Source organism: Bradyrhizobium australiense (assembly GCF_013114825.1).
Lineage (GTDB): Bacteria > Pseudomonadota > Alphaproteobacteria > Rhizobiales > Xanthobacteraceae > Bradyrhizobium > Bradyrhizobium australiense.
This window is the reverse complement of the sequence record NZ_JAAVLX010000002.1, coordinates 672947-690937: the sequence shown is the minus strand read 5'-3', so window position 1 is coordinate 690937 and position 17991 is coordinate 672947. Positions and strand designations below refer to the sequence as shown.

The following is a 17991-nucleotide window of genomic DNA, read 5'->3' as shown; positions in this document are numbered from 1 at the left end:
GCTCAGCGCCCCCCTTTGGCGAGGCGCGGATTGAGCGCGTCGTTGAGGCCTTCGCCGATCAGGTTCAGCGCCAGCACCGAAACGAGAATGGCGATGCCCGGAAATACTGTGATCCACCAGGCTTGGCGTATGACAGTGCGGCCGGCACCGACCATGTAGCCCCACGACATCAGGTTGGGATCGCCGAGGCCGAGAAAGGAGAGCGAGGATTCCAGCAGGATGGCGGTCGCAACCATCAGCGAGGCCAGCACAATGACGGGAGAGAGCGCATTCGGCAGGATCTCGCGCCAGATGATCCACCAATTGGTTTGGCCGGTAACGACGGCGGCCTGGACGTATTCGCGCGTGCGCAACGACAGCACTTCGCCGCGCACCAGCCGCGCTACCGGCGGCCAACTCACGATGGCGATGGCTGAAACGATCGAGACGATGGACGGTTGCATGATGGCGACAAGGACGATCGCCAGCGCAAAGCTCGGAACGGTCTGGAAGAACTCGGTGAAGCGCATCAGGGCATCGTCGATCCTGCCGCCGAAATACCCGGCCACCGCACCGAGCGGTATGCCGACCGCGAGCGAGGCCAACGTCGAAATGAGGCCGACCAGCAGCGAGACGCGCGCGCCGTAGATGATGCCGGCCATGACGTCGCGGCCGAGCGCGTCGGTGCCGAGCGGAAAGCCGGCAAGCGTGAACGGCGGCAGGAAAGGCCGCTGCACCATGCGCCAGGGGGAGGTCGGAAACAGCAACGGGCCAATCAGGGCGACAGTCACCGCAACGATGAGGATCGCGATGCCGATCATGCCGCCGGGGTTGCGCAACAGCACTCGCCAAACCTGTCTCATGCGGCAAACTCGATGCGGGGATCGACGGAGCGATAGACGAGGTCCGTGATCAGGTTGAAGGCCAGCACCATCGCCGAGCACACGACGAAGACGCCGAGCAGCAGATTGTAATCGCGCTGCAGCAGCGCCTCGTACATCAGGCGGCCGATGCCGGGCCAGGCGAACACGGTCTCGGTCAGCACCGCACCGCCGACCAGCGTGCCGGCCTGCAGGCCGGCGAGCGTGACTACCGGCAACAGCGCGTTGCGCAGCACATGACGGCGCTGGATCACGGTGTCGGACAGGCCCTTGGCCCGCGCAGTCTTGACGAAATCGAGCCTGCCGACCTCGAGCATCGAGGCGCGGGTCATGCGGGCATAGGTCGCCATGAAAAACAGGCCGATGGTCGTCGCCGGCAGGATCAGATGGGCGGCGACATCGAACACATGCGTAAGGCCGGTATAGCCTGCACCGACGGTCTCGTAGCCAAAACTCGGCAGCCAATCCATCGCCACCGAAAACAGCAGGATCGCCATCAGCGCGACCCAGAACAGCGGCGTCGCATAGAAGATCAGTGCCGCCACCGTGATCGCGGTGTCGGCCCAGGTGCCGGCAAAGCGCGCCGCCAATGCGCCGAACAGGATGCCGAAGGCGAGCGAGATCGCGAACGCGGTCCCCGTCAGCAGCAGCGTTGCCGGCAGCCGTTGCAGGATCAGCGTCGAGACTGGCATCTGCTGGCGAAACGAGAATCCGAGATCGAGGCTGAGAATGCCTTTGACATAGAGAAACAGTTGCACCGGCAGCGGTTGGTCGAGGCCGAACTTCTCGCGCAACTGGACGATGAAGAGCTGGTCGCCCGCGCCGGCTTCGCCCGCCATCACCACCGCCGGATCGCCGGGCGCCATCCGGATCAGGAAGAAGTTGAGAACGACGAGGGCGAGAAGGACGATGATGGCCTTCGCGATCCGCTGGGCGATGAAGGAGATCATGGGCTGTCGCTTCCGTTGGAGACGCGGTATCCGGGCGTCAGACCTGAGGCCTGGCGCCCGGCGAGTGGCGGGATTACTTCTCGATCCAGGCGTCGCGGAAACCGTCGTTCACACCGATGCCGGTCGTGATCAGGTTCTTGACGCTGCAGCGGGTGATCGTCGGGAATTGCAGTTCGAGCATCCACGCGACAGGCACGTCCTCGACCAGAATCTTCTGCGCCTTGGCGTAGATCTCTTCGCGTGCAGAGTCGGGGAAGGCGACCGCGCCATCGGCGAACAGCTTGTCGATCTCGGAATTCGAATAGCCTTCGACGTTGTTGAACGGCGAGCCCTTGGCGATCTGGCTGGAGACATAGTTGCGGCCGACGCCGAGCGCGGGATCACCGTACTGATAGAGATAGGTAAAGGCGATGTCGTAGTCCCACTCGGAAACCTTCTGGTTCCAGCCGGGGACATCGGTCGCGATCATCTCGACATTGATCCCGACGTCCTGAAGGTTCTGGCGAACCATTTCGGCCCAGCGCTGCCAGGTCTCGCCATAGGGCAGCGGCAGCATGCGGACTTTCTCGCCGTTATAGCCGGCTTCCTTGAGCAGGGCCTTCGCCTTGGCCGGATCGTAATCGTATTTCGGCACCGCGCTGGTATAGTACTTGATGGCCGAGCCGGACGGACCGGTCGCGACCTTGCCGAGGCCGTTCCAGACCACGTCCTTTGCCATATTGCGGTCGATCGCGAACATCAGCGCCTGACGGAATTTCTTGTTGGCGGTCGGACCTGAGCGGTTGTTGAGCCAGAGCCAGGAATGCGGGCTGAAGAATTCCCAGCCTGCGCCGGTGACGCAGGTGTTCTTGAGTTTGCTCAAGCGCGGCACGTCGAAATTTTCCACCGAGCCGCCGGGCAGCACGTCGACCTTGCCGGTCTCGTACGCAACCGACCGCGCGGCCGCGTCGGGGATGACGTTCCAATAGATCTCGTCGATATTCGGCTTGCCCTTGACGTGGTAGTTCGGATTCTTGACCAGGCGGATGAACGAGCCCTTCTGCCATTCCTTGAACATGAAGGGGCCGGTGCCAACAGGCGTGTTGTTGGCCGGATTGGTCTTGAAATTGGTGCCTTCGTAAATGTGTTTCGGAATCATCGGCAGCGAGCCGACTTCGAAGATGCCGATGAAGGGGCCGAAGGGCTGCTTCAGCGTGAAGACAACGGTCGACTCATCCGGCGCTTCGACCTTGTCGAGCTGCACGAGATTGCCGCGGGCGCGCGCATGGGTCTGCTTCAGGAATTCGATCGAGAACAGGACGTCGGCTGAGGTGAACGGCTTGCCGTCATGCCAGGTCACGCCCTTGACGAGTTTAAACGTGTAGACCCTGCCGTCCTCGCTGACTGACCAGGTCTCGGCGAGGCCGGGGAGGGGATCGAGCTTGGGGCTGTAGCGCAGCAGGCCTTCATAGATATTGCCGGCCACCATCTGCGTCGGGCCATTCTGCACCAGACCCATCATCAGGCTGGGAGGCTCCGGCTGAATGACGGCATTGACCACGCCGCCTGGCTTCGGCCCTTCGGCCACTGCCGCGGTGCTCAAGACACACATCGTGGCGAGGCTCATCAAAATCTTACGCTTGGACATCGCATACCTCGTTAAAGAAAAGGGACTTCGGCGCTCTCAAATTGGCGCGTTGTCAGTTCGCAAAGTCGGGATCCGTCCGCTCGAGCATCCGCTTGAAGGCAGCCCATTCGCTGTCGGGCACGCCGCCCAGTTCGATCGCGTCGTAGAAGCTGGCGTATTGGCCGGCGGTCTTGCGGGCCACGGCGTCTGACAGCGGGATAGTCTGGGCGCCAGACGATTGCACGGCGAGTTGGGCGCGGCAGGAGCGTTCCAGGTTGTGCATCAGCTTGAAGGCTTCGGCGACGGAGCGCCCGCAGGTCAGCATGCCGTGGTTGCGCAGCACCATCACGAACTTGTCGCCGAGATCGGCGACCAGGCGCGCGCGTTCATCGAGATCGAGCGCGATGCCTTCGTAGTCGTGGTAGGCGAGGCAGTCGGTAAACTGCAGCGACCATTGATTGAGCGGCAGCAGCCCTTGCTTCTGACAGGCGACGGCGATGCCGGCGACCGTGTGCGTGTGCAGAACACAGATCGCATCATGCCGCGCGGCATGGATCGCGCTGTGAATGGTGAAGCCGGCCGGATTGATGCCGAGCCCCATCGGGTCGTCAATCACGTGCCCGTCGAGGTCGACCGTCACCAGGTTGGAAGCCGTGACTTCATCGAAACGCAGCCCATAGGGATTGATGAGGAAACGGTCGTTCCGGCCCGGAAGGCGGACGGAGATGTGGGTGTAGATGCTGTCGTCGAGACCAAGCCGGTGAATCAGCCGGTAGGCCGCCGCGAGGTCGATCCGGATTTGGAGTGTCTGGTCTTCCACCGCAGGCCATGCCTTTGCGGTGTTTTGAGCTGCGTTGGTCATTTCCGCCTTTGTCCACGTTCAACGTTTTCAGCTTGCGTGCGGCACAGCATTAGGGCAAGACTAAACTGTCGACAATCGACGATTAAAAAATATACGCAGATTGACGCGGGTTTAGCCAATGCGACCTATGTCTCTTCCTGTTGGATTACCGGCACTTGCGGACAGTGATCTGGTCGGCCAGGTCGCTCGCATCCTGACCCAGGCGGTCGTTCAGGGGCGCCTGCCGCCGGGGTCGAAAGTGGTGGAAGCGGGGATTGCCCGCGAATTGGGCATCAGCCGCGCACCGGTGCGGGAGGCGGCGCGGCTATTGGAGAAACAGGGGCTGCTGGTGGCGCGACCGCGCCGCGGCTTTTTCGTGCGCAAGCTCGAAATCAAGAATATCGACGAGATCTACGATTTACGGCTTTGCATCGAACGGCACGCCAGCGTACTGGCGGCGCGCAAGCTGACGACGGAATCGCGCGACGCGTTACGGCGGCAAATCGACGTTCTGCACCGGACCGCCGATCTCGACGATCCCGCCCGGCAGGTCGAAGAGGACTATCGCTTTCACCGGCTGATCTTTGAGATTGCGGATAACCGGCGCTTGCTGCGGTTGTTCGATGACCTGGCAGCGGAGTTGCGCATGGTGATCGGGCTGATCGGCCGCCTGTACGACGATCCGCACGAGATCGCCCGGACGCACGAGCCGCTGCTGGCCGCCATCGAAGCCGGGCATCCCGAGCGCATCACCGCACATGTCGATTATCATATCGGTCACGCCTGGCGGGAAGTCGGCAAGCTGGTCCGCGAACTCGCGCCGCCGGTCAGCGATGCCGGCGTACCGCCGGGCCTGATTCTGGATCCAGCCAACGGAGTTACCGTGTGAAGGCCGTCTATACCGAACTGCATCGAAGCCACGATCCGCAATTCTTCCTGGTGCGCGGCCTCGTCAAGCGCACCACCGAGCAGCCCGAACGCGCCGACCGGTTGCTTGCGGGGCTGAAGGCCGGCAAGCATTCGCTCGTCGAGCCGACGGTGTTCGGTCAGGGGCCGCGCGCGCGGGTGCATAGCCCCGAATACCTTCGTTTCCTCGAGGAAGCCTGGGACGCCTGGATCGCGCTCGGCGATGCCGGTCCCGAGATGATTGCCAACGTCCACCCGGTGCGTAACGCTGGCACGTATCCGACTCACATCGTCGGCCGCCTCGGTTGGCACACGATCGATACATCGTGCCCGATCGGCCCCGGCACCTGGGCTGCGGCCTGTGCGGCGACCGATGTTGCCGCAACCGCCGCCCAGCTCGTCATGGACGGCGAAGATGCGACTTACGCGCTCTGCCGGCCGCCCGGTCATCACGCCTATCGCGATCTCGCGAGCGGATTCTGCTTTCTTAACAACAGCGCAGTCGCGGCGGCTCAACTTAAGCTGAAGCACGAGCGGGTCGCTGTTCTCGATGTCGACGTGCACCATGGCAACGGCACGCAGGGCATCTTCTACGAACGGCCCGACGTTCTCACCGTTTCGATCCATGCCGATCCCGTCTTCTTCAATCCGTTCGTCTGGGGATATGCGCATGAGCGCGGTGCCGGACCTGGCCTTGGCGCCAATCTGAACATCCCATTGCCGAAGGGCACCGGGGACGACGACTATATAGAGGCCATCGGCGAGGCGGAAAAAACCATCCGCGCGTTTGCGCCCGGCGCGCTGGTGGTGGCGCTCGGTCTCGATGCTTCGGAGCACGATCCGCTCGCGGGCCTTGCGGTGACGACCAATGGCTTCCGGCGAATTGGCGCCGCGATCGCGCGATTGGGCCTGCCGACCGTTTTCGTTCAGGAGGGCGGTTATCTCTCGGAGATTCTTGGGGCCAATCTCACTGCTGTGCTTGGCGGTTTTGAAGAGGCGCGTTAGCTCACACATCGGCTCGTGCCACGGCTGCTTGCAGGTGTGGTACGATTTCCTGTTGCCCAAATCTCGACATTGGCCATGGGCCGATCTAGGCTCAGGGCGCGATGCAACGCAGAACGGTCCGAATGCTCTCAGCTTTGCGGGCTCCACTGGCTCCATTCTGGAGCTATTCCCGAGAGCGGACGGCTGCGCCGCGCGATGCGGCCAACAGGTCGGCATCGCCACTTCTGATTTACGTCGCTGCCGCTCTTTCCTTGATCCTGTCGATCCTTGTGATCGATCTGCACCGGGATGAATTCCGAGCACTCGGTCTTGCCGACGGAGCAGGGCCGATCAATCCGGTCTTCATGAGCCCGTGAGTTACTGCGCGGCGGCTACTCGATGACGATGCGCGGCGGCGGCCGGTGTGCCGCGCCGGTGACGATCGCGGTCCAGATTTCATGCGCAATTTTCACATAATGCTTCGCATGGACGCCGTCGGGCGCGACGGCGACGATCGGGCGGCCCTCGTCGGAGGTCTGGCGGATCTGGATATCGAGCGGGATTTCGCCGAGATAGGGAATGCCGCGGCGTTCCGCCTCGCTCCGCGCGCCACCGTGACCGAAGATCGGCGTGACATGGTTGCAGGTCGGGCAGCAGAAGCTCGACATATTCTCGATCAGGCCAAGGATCGGAATGCTCACCTTCTGAAACATCGCGATGCCGCGCCGCGCGTCGATCAGGGCGATATCCTGAGGCGTCGAGACGATGACCGCGCCCGCAAGCGGCGCCTGTTGCGCCATGGTGAGCTGCGCATCGCCGGTGCCGGGCGGCAGATCGACGACGAGTATATCGAGATCGTCCCACGCGACCTCGCGCAGCATCTGCGTGATCGCCGAGATCACCATCGGCCCGCGCCAGATCATGGCGCTGTCTTCCTCGACCAGAAAGCCGATCGACATCACCTTGACGCCGAAGCGTTCCAACGGCTCCAGCATGCGCGGGCCGAGCTGGCGTGGCTTGCCGCGCAGCCCGAACAGTTTTTGTTGCGACGGGCCGTAGATGTCGGCGTCGAGAATGCCGGTTTTCAGTCCGAGCGCGGCGAAGCCGAGCGCGAGGTTGCAGGAGGTGGTGGACTTTCCGACGCCGCCCTTGCCGGAGGCGACCGCGATGACGTGCTTGACGCCGGGAATGCCGGCGGCTGTCGACGTTGCGCGTCCCTTGAGATCTGGAGGGGTGGCGGACACTTGCTGCTCACGATCCAAGCGGATCGTCCTTCTTAACTTCGCGCGCGCGCAGATAATCTTCCGTCGACATCACCGGCGGGCGCTGCGGCGCGGCATGCGGGTCAAAGCTCTCGTTCACCACGGCTTCGACGCGGCAATCTGCGCACATCTTGATGACCTCGAGGCGCCGCGCGTTGGCGCCCCGGAACATCCAGTGCTTCTCGCCGCCGAGTTTGGCCAGCACGCGCTCGATCGAGCTCCTGGTGCCGAACGGTTTGCCGCAGGCGATGCAGTTGAACGGCTCTTCTTCCTTCAGCACGCGCTGCGGGTTATTCCAGGCTCGGAAGTCGAGGCGCGGTTCGATGCTGATGACCTTCTCGGGACAGGTGGATTGGCAAAGCCCGCACTGCACGCAGAGGCTTTCGGTGAAGCGCAGCATCGCGCGGTCGGGATTGTCTGATAGCGCGCCCGTCGGGCAGGCGGTGACGCAGGCATGGCACAGCGTGCAGCCTTCGACATTCAGGTTCACGGTGCCGAAGGGAGCGCCTGGCGCCAGCGGTACGACATCGACGGGGGCCGGCGCGGCGAGATGAAGCTCGCGAAACGTCGTTTCCAGCACGCCGCGTTTCGCCCCGCGCGGCACAAAGCCGGCCGGCTTTTGCGTGGCGACGCCGTGAGGGGCGGCATCCAGCATGGCGCGCAGTTGATCCGGATCGTCGGTCTCGATGATTTGGATGATGCCGGCGCCGAAGCCGAGAGCGCTAACGATCCGATCCGACGTCTCGACCGCGCGGCGAAGCGCCGTGACGTCGTGGCGCGGTTTTGCGCGCGTCAGCAGCGCGACGCCGCTGCCGCCATAGGCGAAGACGGACGCGATGATCTCTGGTCCGACCTGCGTCACTTCGTTGACGCGCAGCGGCAGTACGTTGGCCGGCAAGCCCTCGCCGAACCGTGCCAGGGCATCGATGATGTCCTCGCCGTGCTCGCCGTCGTGAAACAGCACGACACCGTCGCTTCCACCCGCCTTGCGGTAGGTTAGCAGCAGCGTGCGCAGCCGCCGCATCAGCGCGTCCGCGCTTGGCAGCGCATAGGAGGCCGCACCGGTCGGGCATACAGAGGCGCAGGAGCCGCAGCCAGCGCAAACACTGGCGTCGATCGCAACCGCGTTCCCGTTCGGCGTGATCGCGCCGGTCGGACACAGGTCGAGACAGCGCGTGCATCCGGTAATAGACGAGCGCGAATGCGCGCACAGCGACGGCTCGAAATTAACAAAGCGTGGCTTGTCGAAGGTGCCGACCAGAGCGCCGGCATCGGCTATCGCGCGCTCGACGGCAGCGCGGTTGCGCGGATCGGCGCGCAGATAGCCGGGGCGCAATTCATGCGCGGGAAACAGCGGTGTGCCGCCGGAGAGATCGAGGATCAGATCGCAGGTCGAGGTGGCGCCGTCGCGCGAGGGCCCGAACACGAGCTTCGCGCGCGAGGAGGGCGATGGAATGGCGTAGTCGTCGATTGCAAGCTCGAACCTTCCGAGGTGTCCGCGCGCATTGCGGATCGTCCCCTTGAGCACGGGAAATTCGTTCGTGCGGCGTGGGGTCACATCGCCGGGCCTGGTCAGAAGCACGGTAATGTCCAAACGATCGGCGAGTCGCTGCGCCGCCTCGATGGCGATTTCGTCGCGGCCATAGATCAGTGCAACGCCGCTGCTCTCGAGCGTCACCAGCGAGAGCGGGGGCATCTCTTCGCCGGCTGCGGCAATCAGCGCCGCCGCTTTCGGACCGGCTGCGGCGGCGTTCTTCGACCAGCCGCCGGTCTCGCGGATGTTGACGAAGGTGAGCTGGACTTGCGGGGAATTCTCCGCGACTTCCTGAAACAGCGGCGCTTCCTGCATGCAGGCAACCGTGATCGGCCCGCCTTCGGCGAGCGCCTCCTTGAACCGGTCGAGGTCAAGGCCGCAAAGCTGGTTTGTCTGCGTGATGTTCGCCGTGCAGCCACGCCCGATCGCTTCCGCGTCGAGCGGCATGGTTTTCTCGCAACTGCAAACCAGGAGGCGAGATGTCGCCGCACTCATGTTGAAATACCTTGAACCCGGAGCATCAAGCGGGTTGTTGCTTCATCCTACGGTTCTGCGGTAACCGCTCGGACGGATATCTGCAAGATACAAAGGCCGCTCGCGTGGCCAACTTGCGCGGGATAGCATACACAAGCGGCTCGCGGAGCAATTAGGGGCTAGCCGCTCGTGATCGTTCGTCCAAGAGATATGGAACAGACGCTCGATTTGCCACCCGGTTATACTTTGGTCGCGTTGCGCGAGCTCGGCGACGCCTTTGCGCACGGCTGCGAGATAGCGGGCGAGGCGGGGGCCGGGACGCTAGTTTGGGTTCGCCGCTACGATCTGGTCGAATTCGCGGTGGTGCTTGAACCCGACGAGCCGCTCAAGTCGGCGCGCCGGGCGTTCTTTGCCGGCATGAACGCGCTGGCGGACGCGATTGCCGCCCATTGTCCACCGGAGCGGGAGGTCAGTTTCGACTGGCCCGACGCGATCCGGTTTGACGCGGGATTACTCGGCGGCGGGCGGCTCGGCTGGCCCGCTGAATGCACCGAATACGACATACCCTCATGGCTCGTTTTCGGCGTGATCCTGCGCGCCGCCGCCATGGCGCATCTTCCAGAGGTGCAGGCGGCCTCGGGCGTGTCCCTGCTGAGCGAAGGTTTCGAACTGGTCGATACCGATGGGATCATCGAAAGCTTCGCCCGCCACCTGATGACGGCGTTCGACCGCTGGAAGGAGCGCGGCTTCGAGGCGATCGCGCGGGACTATCTGGAACGGCTGCCCAAGCGCAAGGCCGGCGAGCGCCGGGGCATCGACCTCAACGGCGATCTACTGGTCAGTCTGCCGGCTGGCAGTGGAGCGCCGGAGCGGAGCAGTCTCGTGGATGCGCTGGGACGCGCCGCTTGGTATGATCCGCGGGCACGCGGTCCGAAATTCGGATGAGGCGGATATGCTGAAATTTCCGCGAACAATAAGGCTGGACCCATCCGATACCTTGGTGTTCGAGCGGGCGGCGGAACCCGGCGAATGGGCGGTTTCCGGCGCGTTCGTTTTCTGGAACCGGGATCCGGCCTCGCTCGGCCAGAAGCAGCGCGTGGCGCTGCGTTCCGGCTTTCTCGGGATCGACAGTTTGGGATGGTCGACACTTGCCGTGGTTACCGAAGCGAGCGAGGCGGAGCGGCAGGCGATGGTCGAGCGGCTGGCCGCGCAGTTGATGGAGAAATTCGGGGCACCCGATGCCGAGGCCGCGCGCCTTGCCGCCGAGGAAGAGATCGCGTTTGCGGCGTCGCTCTGCGAACATCCGCCGCAGACGCTGCTTGCCGTGCAGCGCAGCGTCGAAAACGGCGAAATCCGCGAACGCTTTCGTACCCTCAAGCCGCGCCCGGCCGCCGCGGATACCGACCAGTTGCACGCCCATGCCAGCGCCTTTACCTTCCATGAAGTCGAAGGTGATGTTGAACCTGCCGAAGAGGTCGATCTTCTTGGGCTGATCAGGAGTGACGCCACTACGACGGATCGTACATGAGAGAATTCTGGGTCGCCTCGGGCCATCACCTCACGCGCCGCGCCGACCACGGCGGGTTGGTCGCCACGCCCGAACTCATTATGGCCTATCTGGCACGGCCCGAATTGATGCCGCCGGCCGACGCCTGCGAGGCCGAGCGCCATCTGCATGCAACCCTGATGGCCGATCCGTTGCGACCGGTTTCGAGCGCGGAGATTGCCGCGCTCGCCGACGCCGACGCGCGGGAAAACTGGTCCTTCATGGTGCATTTCCGCGACCGGCTGATAGCGGCGCCGTCGCTGGAAGCGGTCTATGTCGCGCTGGCCCGCAAGGGGACTGGCGATCTGCCGCCGATCTTTCTGTCGCAGCTGTGCCACCTGATCCTGCGCAACGCGCTCGAAGGCTGCGACGACCCTTATATGTTGCGTGCTGCGGAGTTGTTCTATCGCAGCCAATTGGCCGCCGTTCACGAAGGCACGTTGCTGCTCGCCGATGCGGAAGTCATCGAGGCGGAGCAGCATGCCCACCATGACCTGCATTCATCGCCGCTGACAGCCATGCTGCAGCAGCCGAAGTCCTTTGGCGAGATGGACGTCATGGACGACGAAAACGCCTGGACCTACTGGTCGCGGTCGGACGCGCACGCGATGGTGATGAACATCGGCGGCAACAAAAAAGCGCGCGCCGGGCTGTGCCGGGTTGTCGAGCGCTGGATCGCTCATCTGCTCGGCGTTACCGTCAGCGTCGAAACCATCGCCTCGATCGAGGACCGGGACTGGCGCTGGTTCGTCGGCCTCGACAGCGAGGCGACGCGGATCGGCAATGCGCTGTGGCGCGGCGAGCGGCTGGAGAACGGCGTTGCCGAACGAATCGTTGCCCTGATGCGGCTGACCTTCGAGGATGTGCGGCTGGTCGACGAGCGGGTCGGCGACAAGCCGGTCTACCTCATCCTCGCCATGGGCGCGGACAGGGTGGTGAGATTGAAGCCGCAGAATCTGGTCGCGGGGTTGCCGCTGTCAGCGGCCGCGAATGTCGCATGAGCGGTCACCAAATGGAGGATCGAGCATGGCAATGACCGCATGGTCCCGTGAAATCGGTATGGAATTGCTGATCAAGTACCTGGAGTCTTCAAGTTGAGCACGACACCCTTGTTGCGCATTCCCGTAGGCGTCGTGGTCGAACGCCACAAAGCCGATTCCCCATGGATTGATTTCGTCTGGCGCGGCATCGGCGTTTTGCCGGATGAACCTGAGATGAAGCCGTGGACGCTGCTGCGCGAGGAGGACGAGACGGCGATCTATTATGCCGGCAGCGCCACCGTCGATCTCTACCGTTCCGAAACGGAGCGCTATCGAGATAATCTTGCGTCCCGCTCGCCCAGCATCTGGGTCGTGTTGAGCCCTTCAGAGGGGCCCTGGCCCTACGCAGTTTCGGCGGTCACCGCCGATCCCGCGGAAGGAGAGGCCTTCACCATAGCAGGCGTCAACCTTGTCGAAGCGGTGCCGATGCCCGAAGTATGTCGCGAGGCGATTGAAAAGTTCATTGGCGAGCACCACGTCGAACGAGAATTCGTCAAGCGAAAGCTCGGTCGCGCAGATCCGGAAGCGCTTGCGCGGCGTCATCAGGAAGGCGGGCACGAATGAGCGACGAGGAATTCCTTGCGCGCTGGTCTCGCCTAAAGCGGGAAACGAAGTCCGGCAACGATGCTTTGCCGCCGGCCGAGCCGACGCCGGCGCCCAGCCCGGCCCCTCCCTCGAATGCGGCTGAAGACCCGGGAGCGTCGGAGGTCGATCTGTCGAACTTGCCGCCAATCGATTCGATCGATGCCGGCACGGACATCACGGCTTTCCTCCGCAAAGGCATTCCACAGGAATTGAGCCGTGCGGCGCTTCGTCGCGCCTGGACCGCCGATCCTGCCATACGGGATTTTATCGGGCTTGCGGAGAACGCCTGGGATTTCAATGATCCGAATGCGATGCCTGGATTCGGACCGCTCGACTGCTCAGAGGCGGAGCTTCGTGGGCTCGTCGACCGGATCGTCGGAGGTGTCAGGAAGGCTGCCGAGGCGCTCACAGACCCAGTCGGAGAGGTCAAGGAAGTCGGGCGGCTGGCTTCTTCCGGGCGCAATCCCGCGGAAGAGCCGAATCCTACGGAAGTGATAGGCGCGCCGAATACGGCGGAGGAGTCCACGCCGGCTGAACCGGCGACAAGTTCTGCTGCATCGCAACCGTCGACCGCAGAGGCAAGCGACAGCGAGGACCCTCCCATTCGGCGCCGCACACATGGCGGTGCGCGACCTCGTTAGCTTGCGACGAAATGCTATAGTTTCGGACTATACCTACCGATTGACCGCTCGGGAACCCCCGTTTAGAATTCTTCCAACTAAAGCGATATCAAGCGCTTGGCACCTGGGATGGGAGGTCCACATGCGCGATGCGGGCCTAGATCGTGCCATTGATGCAGCAGGCGGCGTTGCTCAGCTTGCCCGCAAAATTGGCATTGCGCAGCCTTCGGTCTCAAATTGGAACAGGGTGCCTGTTGGAAGGGTGATTGCGGTGGAGACCGCGACCGGCGTGCCGCGTCAACAACTTCGTCCCGATCTCTATGCCGAGTCCGCTGTGCCAGACAATATTATCGATATTATCGATCCCGTCGATGCCGCTCGCGCGCGGGAATACGAACTGCTCGCCGTATTGCTTTCCAGTCCGCCGTCGAACGCCTTGCTTGGTGAGATCGCGCATTTGCGCGGCGACACAACGCCGCTTGGTCGCGCCCATGCCGCCTTGGCTGAGGCCGCATCGGAGGTCGTGACCACCGGTGTCGAGCGCGAATATTTCGATCTGTTCGTAGGTCTCGGGCGTGGCGAGCTGTTGCCCTATGCTTCCTACTATCTGACCGGCTTTCTCAACGAACGCCCACTTTCCCGTCTTCGCGATGACCTCGCCGCACGCGGCATCGAGCGCGTCGAGAACAATTTCGAACCCGAGGATCATGCGGGCACGTTGTGCGAGATCATGGCTGGATTTGCGTCTGGCCGCTTCCCGGCATCGGAAGCAAGCCAGCGCGCTTTCTTCGAGAAGCACATCGTCTCGTGGATGGGGCGCATGTTCGCCGACATGGAGCGGGCAACGAGTGCCAAGTTTTACAAATCGGTCGGGACGCTCGGCCAAGTGTTTATGAAAATCGAAACTGAATCTTTTACCTTCGCCAACTGACCAGGGGCGCTGGTCCGGGAGAGATGCGATGAGGGACGAGAAGAAAACGACAGTTGGTCGCCGCGATTTCTTGCGCAAGGTCGGCGCGGGCGCGGTCGGTGCCGGTGCGACGCTGGCGACGCCATTGATCACGCCCGCGCATGCCGACAGCGAGAACAATGATGAAAAGCGCAAGGCGCGCTACAAGGAAACCGATCACGTGAAGGCGTTTTACCGCGTCAATCGTTATCCTGCTTGAGGAGGCCGCCGTGCTGATCAGGAGAACAGAACAACGTTCCGAATCTGGCCGTCGCGGATCAGTTGCGCAGGCCTTGTTGGGGCAGGGCGGCGGCGGTCTCGATCGCCGTGCTTTCCTGCGCCGCTCTGGCCTTGCCGGCGGCGCGCTGGCTGCGCTGAGCACGCTGCCGGTCGGCAGCGTCCGCAAGGCGGAAGCTGCCGCGGCCGGGCCGCTCACCTCGGGGGCGACCGTCCGCAAGAGCATCTGTACGCATTGTGCGGTCGGGTGCACCGTGACTGCGGAAGTGCTGAACGGAGTTTGGATCGGGCAGGAGCCGAGTTGGGATTCGCCAATCAATCGCGGATCGCATTGTGCCAAGGGCGCATCGGTGCGCGAACTGGTCCACAGCGAGCGGCGGCTTCGCTATCCAATGAAGCTCGTCAACGGGCAGTGGACGCGGGTCTCGTGGGAGACGGCCGTCAACGAGATTGGCGACAAATTCACGGCAATTCGTGAAAAGTCGGGCCCCGATTCCGTCTATTGGCTGGGATCTGCCAAGATGACGAATGAGGGCTCCTATCTGTTCCGCAAGCTCGGCGCGTTCTGGGGCACCAACAATACCGATCATCAAGCGCGTATCTGCCATTCGACGACCGTCACCGGCGTGGCCAATACCTGGGGCTACGGCGCGATGACCAACAGCTTCAACGACATCCGCAATGCGAAAACCCAGGTCATCATGGGCGGCAATCCGGCCGAGGCGCATCCGATATCGATGCAGCATCTGCTCGAGGGCAAGGAGCTGCAAAAGGCCAACTTTATCGTCATCGACCCACGCATGACCCGAACCGCCGCTCACGCGACCGAATATGTGCGCATGCGGCCGGGCACCGACATCCCGGTGCTCTACGGCATGATGTGGCACATCCTCCAGAACGGCTGGGAGGACAAGGAGTTCATCAAACAGCGCGTATACGGTTTCGAGGAGCTCCGCGAGGAAGTGGAGAAGTGGAATCCGGAAGAGGTCGAGCGCGTCAGCGGAGTTCCTGGCGAACAGCTCAAGCGCGTTGCAAAGATGTTTGCGACGGAGAAGCCGGCAACGCTGATCTGGGCCATGGGCCAGACCCAGAAGACCGTCGGCACCGCGAACGTACGGGCGAGTTGCATCGCCCTATTGATGACCGGCAACGTAGGCAAGGCCGGCACGGGAGCCAACATCTTCCGTGGCCATGACAACGTGCAGGGAGCAACCGACGTCGGGCTCGATATCGTCACGTTGCCGTTCTATTACGGCCTCGCCGAAGGTGCCTGGAAGCATTGGTCGCGGGTTTGGGAAGTCGATTACGAGTTCTTGAAGTCGCGCTTCGACTCCAAGCAGATCATGGAAACGCCCGGCATCCCGCTCACCCGTTGGTTTGACGCGGTGACGCTGCCGAAAGATCAAGTCGCGCAGAAAGACAATGTGCGGGCGGTGTTCGTGCAGGGACATGCCAGCAACAGCATCACGCGCATTCCTGAATCCCTCAACGGCCTGAAGGCGCTCGAGTTGCTCGTCATAGCCGACCCGCATCCGACCACCTGGGCCTCGCTCGCCGTCGAGGCGGGACGCAAGGATGGCGTCTACATTCTCCCGGTTGCCACGCAATTCGAGTGCAAGGGTTCGCGCGTTGCCTCGAACCGCTCGCTGCAGTGGGGCGAACAGATCGTCAAGCCGATCTTCGAATCGAAGGACGATCTTGAGGTGATCTATTTGATGGCGAAGAAACTCGGATTCGCCGACAAGATGTTCAAGAACATCAAGGTCGAGAATAATCTTCCGGAAGCCGAGGATGTGTTGCGCGAGATGAATCGCGGAAGCTGGTCGACCGGCTATTGCGGGCAATCGCCCGAGCGGCTCAAGGCGCACATGAAGAACCAGGCGAAGTTCGACATGCTGACGATGCGGGCGCCCAAGGACGATCCTGAAGTCGGCGGCGACTATTATGGACTGCCGTGGCCGTGCTGGGGATCTCCGGAAGTCAAGCATCCGGGCACGCCGCTGCTCTACAACACCAATCTCTCGGTGATGGACGGCGGCGGCACGTTCCGGCCGCGTTTCGGCGTCGAGCGCGAGGATAAGCTTCCCGACGGCTCGACGCGAAAGGTTAGCCTGCTGGCGGATGGCTCCTATTCCAAAGATTCCGGGATCCAGGATGGCTATCCGGAGTTCACCTTGGCGAGCCTCAAGAAACTCGGCTGGGATACGGAGCTGACCGAGGCCGAGATGGCCGTCATCAGCAAGATCAATCCCGCCAATCCCGACACGGTGTCGTGGTCGCTCGATCTGTCGGGCGGAATCCAGCGTGTGGCTCTCAAGCACGGCTGTGTTCCGTACGGCAACGGCAAGGCGCGCATGAATGCCTTCGGGCTGCCGGACCCAATTCCGGTGCACCGCGAGCCGATCTACACTCCGCGCGTGGACCTGGTGGCGAAGTATCCGACGCGGCCGGACGCCAAGCAGTTCCGTGTGCCCAACATCGGTTTCTCCGTGCAGAAGGCGGCGGTGGAGAAGGGGATCGCCAAGCAGTTTCCGCTCATTCTGTCCTCGGGCCGCCTTGTCGAATATGAGGGCGGCGGTGAGGAAACCCGAACCAACCCATGGCTCGCAGAATTGCAGCAGGACATGTTCATCGAGATCAGCCCGGCCGATGCCGCCGAACGCGGCATCAAGGACGGCGGCTGGGTCTGGGTCACCGGCGCCGAGAGCAGTTCCAAGGCCAAGATGAAGGCGCTGGTTACCGAGCGGGTCGGCAAGGGTGTTGCCTGGATGCCCTTCCACTTCGGCGGCTGGTTCGCAGGCAAGGACCTTCGTGACGCCTACCCGAAGGGCACCGATCCGATCGTTCTCGGCGAAAGCGCGAATACGATCACCACTTACGGATATGATCCCGCGACCGGTATGCAGGAGCCCAAAGTCACTCTCTGCCAAATCGCGGCGGCATAAGGAGCAACGACCATGGCACGTATGAAATTTCTCTGCGACGCCGACCGTTGCATCGAATGCAATGCCTGCGTCACTGCCTGCAAGAACGAACACGAGGTGCCTTGGGGCATCAACCGGCGCCGCGTCGTCACTATCAACGATGGCAAGCCGGGCGAGCGTTCGGTCTCGATGGCCTGCATGCATTGCACCGACGCGCCCTGCGCGGCGGTTTGCCCGGTGAATTGCTTCTACACCACAGCCGACGGCGTCGTGCTTCACTCCAAGGACCTGTGCATCGGCTGCGGTTATTGCTTCTACGCGTGTCCATTCGGTGCGCCGCAATATCCGAAGGTCGGCAATTTCGGCTCGCGCGGCAAGATGGACAAATGCACCTTCTGCGCCGGCGGGCCCGAGGCCGACGGCAGCAGGGAGGAGTACGAGAAGTATGGTGCGAACCGTCTCGCCGAGGGCAAGCTGCCACTATGCGCCGAAATGTGCTCGACCAAATCCTTGCTCGCCGGCGACGGCGAAATCATCGCCCAAATTTACAAAGAACGCGTGATGAAGCGCGGCTACGGCTCCGGGGCGTGGGGCTGGAAGACCGCCTATCGCGAGACGATCGAGTCCTGAGGACAGCATCGGCTGCGATCGCGCAGATACCGGGGAGAGGGAC

17 protein-coding genes are annotated in these 17991 nt (G+C 62.9%); 11 read left to right on the top strand and 6 right to left on the bottom strand.

Annotation, left to right across the window (positions count from 1 at the left end; translation table 11 throughout):
• Nucleotides 1-2: 2 nt before the first annotated feature.
• From HCN58_RS06885 to HCN58_RS06870, 4 genes are all read right to left on the bottom strand, one after another.
• The gene (locus HCN58_RS06885) at nucleotides 3-842 is read right to left on the bottom strand and encodes an ABC transporter permease (protein ID WP_171578570.1); all 840 of its coding nucleotides are present in this window, start codon (nucleotides 840-842) and stop codon (nucleotides 3-5) included.
• A complete protein-coding gene (locus HCN58_RS06880; protein ID WP_171578569.1) occupies nucleotides 839-1810 on the bottom strand; it encodes an ABC transporter permease in 972 nt (323 codons plus the stop codon). Before HCN58_RS06880 ends, HCN58_RS06885 begins: the two co-directional genes overlap by 4 nt.
• Before the next feature lie 73 nt (nucleotides 1811-1883).
• Nucleotides 1884-3437: an ABC transporter substrate-binding protein gene (locus HCN58_RS06875; protein ID WP_171578568.1), complete on the bottom strand. Its 1554-nt coding sequence runs from the start codon at nucleotides 3435-3437 to the stop codon at nucleotides 1884-1886.
• A 52-nt stretch (nucleotides 3438-3489) separates the two neighbouring features.
• Nucleotides 3490-4278 carry a class II aldolase/adducin family protein gene (locus tag HCN58_RS06870; RefSeq protein ID WP_171578567.1) on the bottom strand — a complete coding sequence of 263 codons (789 nt, stop codon included), beginning with the start codon at nucleotides 4276-4278 and terminating at the stop codon, nucleotides 3490-3492.
• 127 nt (nucleotides 4279-4405) lie between these two features.
• Between HCN58_RS06870 and HCN58_RS06865 the strand changes: the two genes are divergently transcribed.
• Both HCN58_RS06865 and HCN58_RS06860 read left to right on the top strand, forming a co-directional pair.
• Nucleotides 4406-5146: a GntR family transcriptional regulator gene (locus tag HCN58_RS06865; protein ID WP_235983420.1), complete on the top strand. Its 741-nt coding sequence runs from the start codon at nucleotides 4406-4408 to the stop codon at nucleotides 5144-5146.
• On the top strand, nucleotides 5143-6168 hold the full coding sequence (locus HCN58_RS06860; RefSeq protein WP_171578565.1) for a histone deacetylase family protein: 1026 nt from the start codon (nucleotides 5143-5145) through the stop codon (nucleotides 6166-6168). Before HCN58_RS06865 ends, HCN58_RS06860 begins: the two co-directional genes overlap by 4 nt.
• A gap of 371 nt (nucleotides 6169-6539) precedes the next feature.
• Here HCN58_RS06860 and HCN58_RS06855 read toward each other — a convergent pair whose 3' ends face one another.
• Entirely contained in the window at nucleotides 6540-7391 is an 852-nt protein-coding gene (locus HCN58_RS06855) for an Mrp/NBP35 family ATP-binding protein (protein WP_171578564.1), read from the bottom strand.
• Between the two features lie 7 nt (nucleotides 7392-7398).
• Nucleotides 7399-9438 (bottom strand): 4Fe-4S binding protein, encoded by a 2040-nt coding sequence (locus HCN58_RS06850; protein WP_171578563.1) that lies wholly within the window; start codon nucleotides 9436-9438, stop codon nucleotides 7399-7401.
• Nucleotides 9439-9627: 189 nt separating this feature from the next.
• Between HCN58_RS06850 and HCN58_RS06845 the strand changes: the two genes are divergently transcribed.
• From HCN58_RS06845 to fdh3B, 9 genes are all read left to right on the top strand, one after another.
• A complete protein-coding gene (locus tag HCN58_RS06845; RefSeq protein ID WP_171578562.1) occupies nucleotides 9628-10362 on the top strand; it encodes a biotin/lipoate--protein ligase family protein in 735 nt (244 codons plus the stop codon).
• A gap of 7 nt (nucleotides 10363-10369) precedes the next feature.
• Nucleotides 10370-10945, top strand: a complete 576-nt coding sequence (locus HCN58_RS06840) for a DUF6505 family protein (RefSeq protein WP_171578561.1) — start codon at nucleotides 10370-10372, stop codon at nucleotides 10943-10945.
• A complete protein-coding gene (locus HCN58_RS06835; RefSeq protein ID WP_171578560.1) occupies nucleotides 10942-11964 on the top strand; it encodes a DUF6352 family protein in 1023 nt (340 codons plus the stop codon). Before HCN58_RS06840 ends, HCN58_RS06835 begins: the two co-directional genes overlap by 4 nt.
• Before the next feature lie 93 nt (nucleotides 11965-12057).
• Nucleotides 12058-12567 carry a DUF3305 domain-containing protein gene (locus HCN58_RS06830; RefSeq protein WP_171578559.1) on the top strand — a complete coding sequence of 170 codons (510 nt, stop codon included), beginning with the start codon at nucleotides 12058-12060 and terminating at the stop codon, nucleotides 12565-12567.
• The gene (locus HCN58_RS06825) at nucleotides 12564-13229 is read left to right on the top strand and encodes a DUF3306 domain-containing protein (protein ID WP_171578558.1); all 666 of its coding nucleotides are present in this window, start codon (nucleotides 12564-12566) and stop codon (nucleotides 13227-13229) included. Before HCN58_RS06830 ends, HCN58_RS06825 begins: the two co-directional genes overlap by 4 nt.
• A 121-nt stretch (nucleotides 13230-13350) precedes the next feature.
• A complete protein-coding gene (locus HCN58_RS06820; protein WP_171578667.1) occupies nucleotides 13351-14139 on the top strand; it encodes a molecular chaperone TorD family protein in 789 nt (262 codons plus the stop codon).
• Between the two features lie 28 nt (nucleotides 14140-14167).
• Complete coding sequence (locus HCN58_RS06815; protein WP_171578557.1) at nucleotides 14168-14377, top strand: twin-arginine translocation signal domain-containing protein; 210 nt, start codon at nucleotides 14168-14170, stop codon at nucleotides 14375-14377.
• Between the two features lie 10 nt (nucleotides 14378-14387).
• Complete coding sequence (locus HCN58_RS06810) at nucleotides 14388-17339, top strand: formate dehydrogenase subunit alpha (protein ID WP_171578556.1); 2952 nt, start codon at nucleotides 14388-14390, stop codon at nucleotides 17337-17339.
• Nucleotides 17340-17351: 12 nt separating this feature from the next.
• Nucleotides 17352-17948 (top strand): formate dehydrogenase FDH3 subunit beta, encoded by a 597-nt coding sequence (gene fdh3B / locus HCN58_RS06805; protein WP_171578555.1) that lies wholly within the window; start codon nucleotides 17352-17354, stop codon nucleotides 17946-17948.
• The last annotated feature ends 43 nt before the right edge of the window (nucleotides 17949-17991 follow it).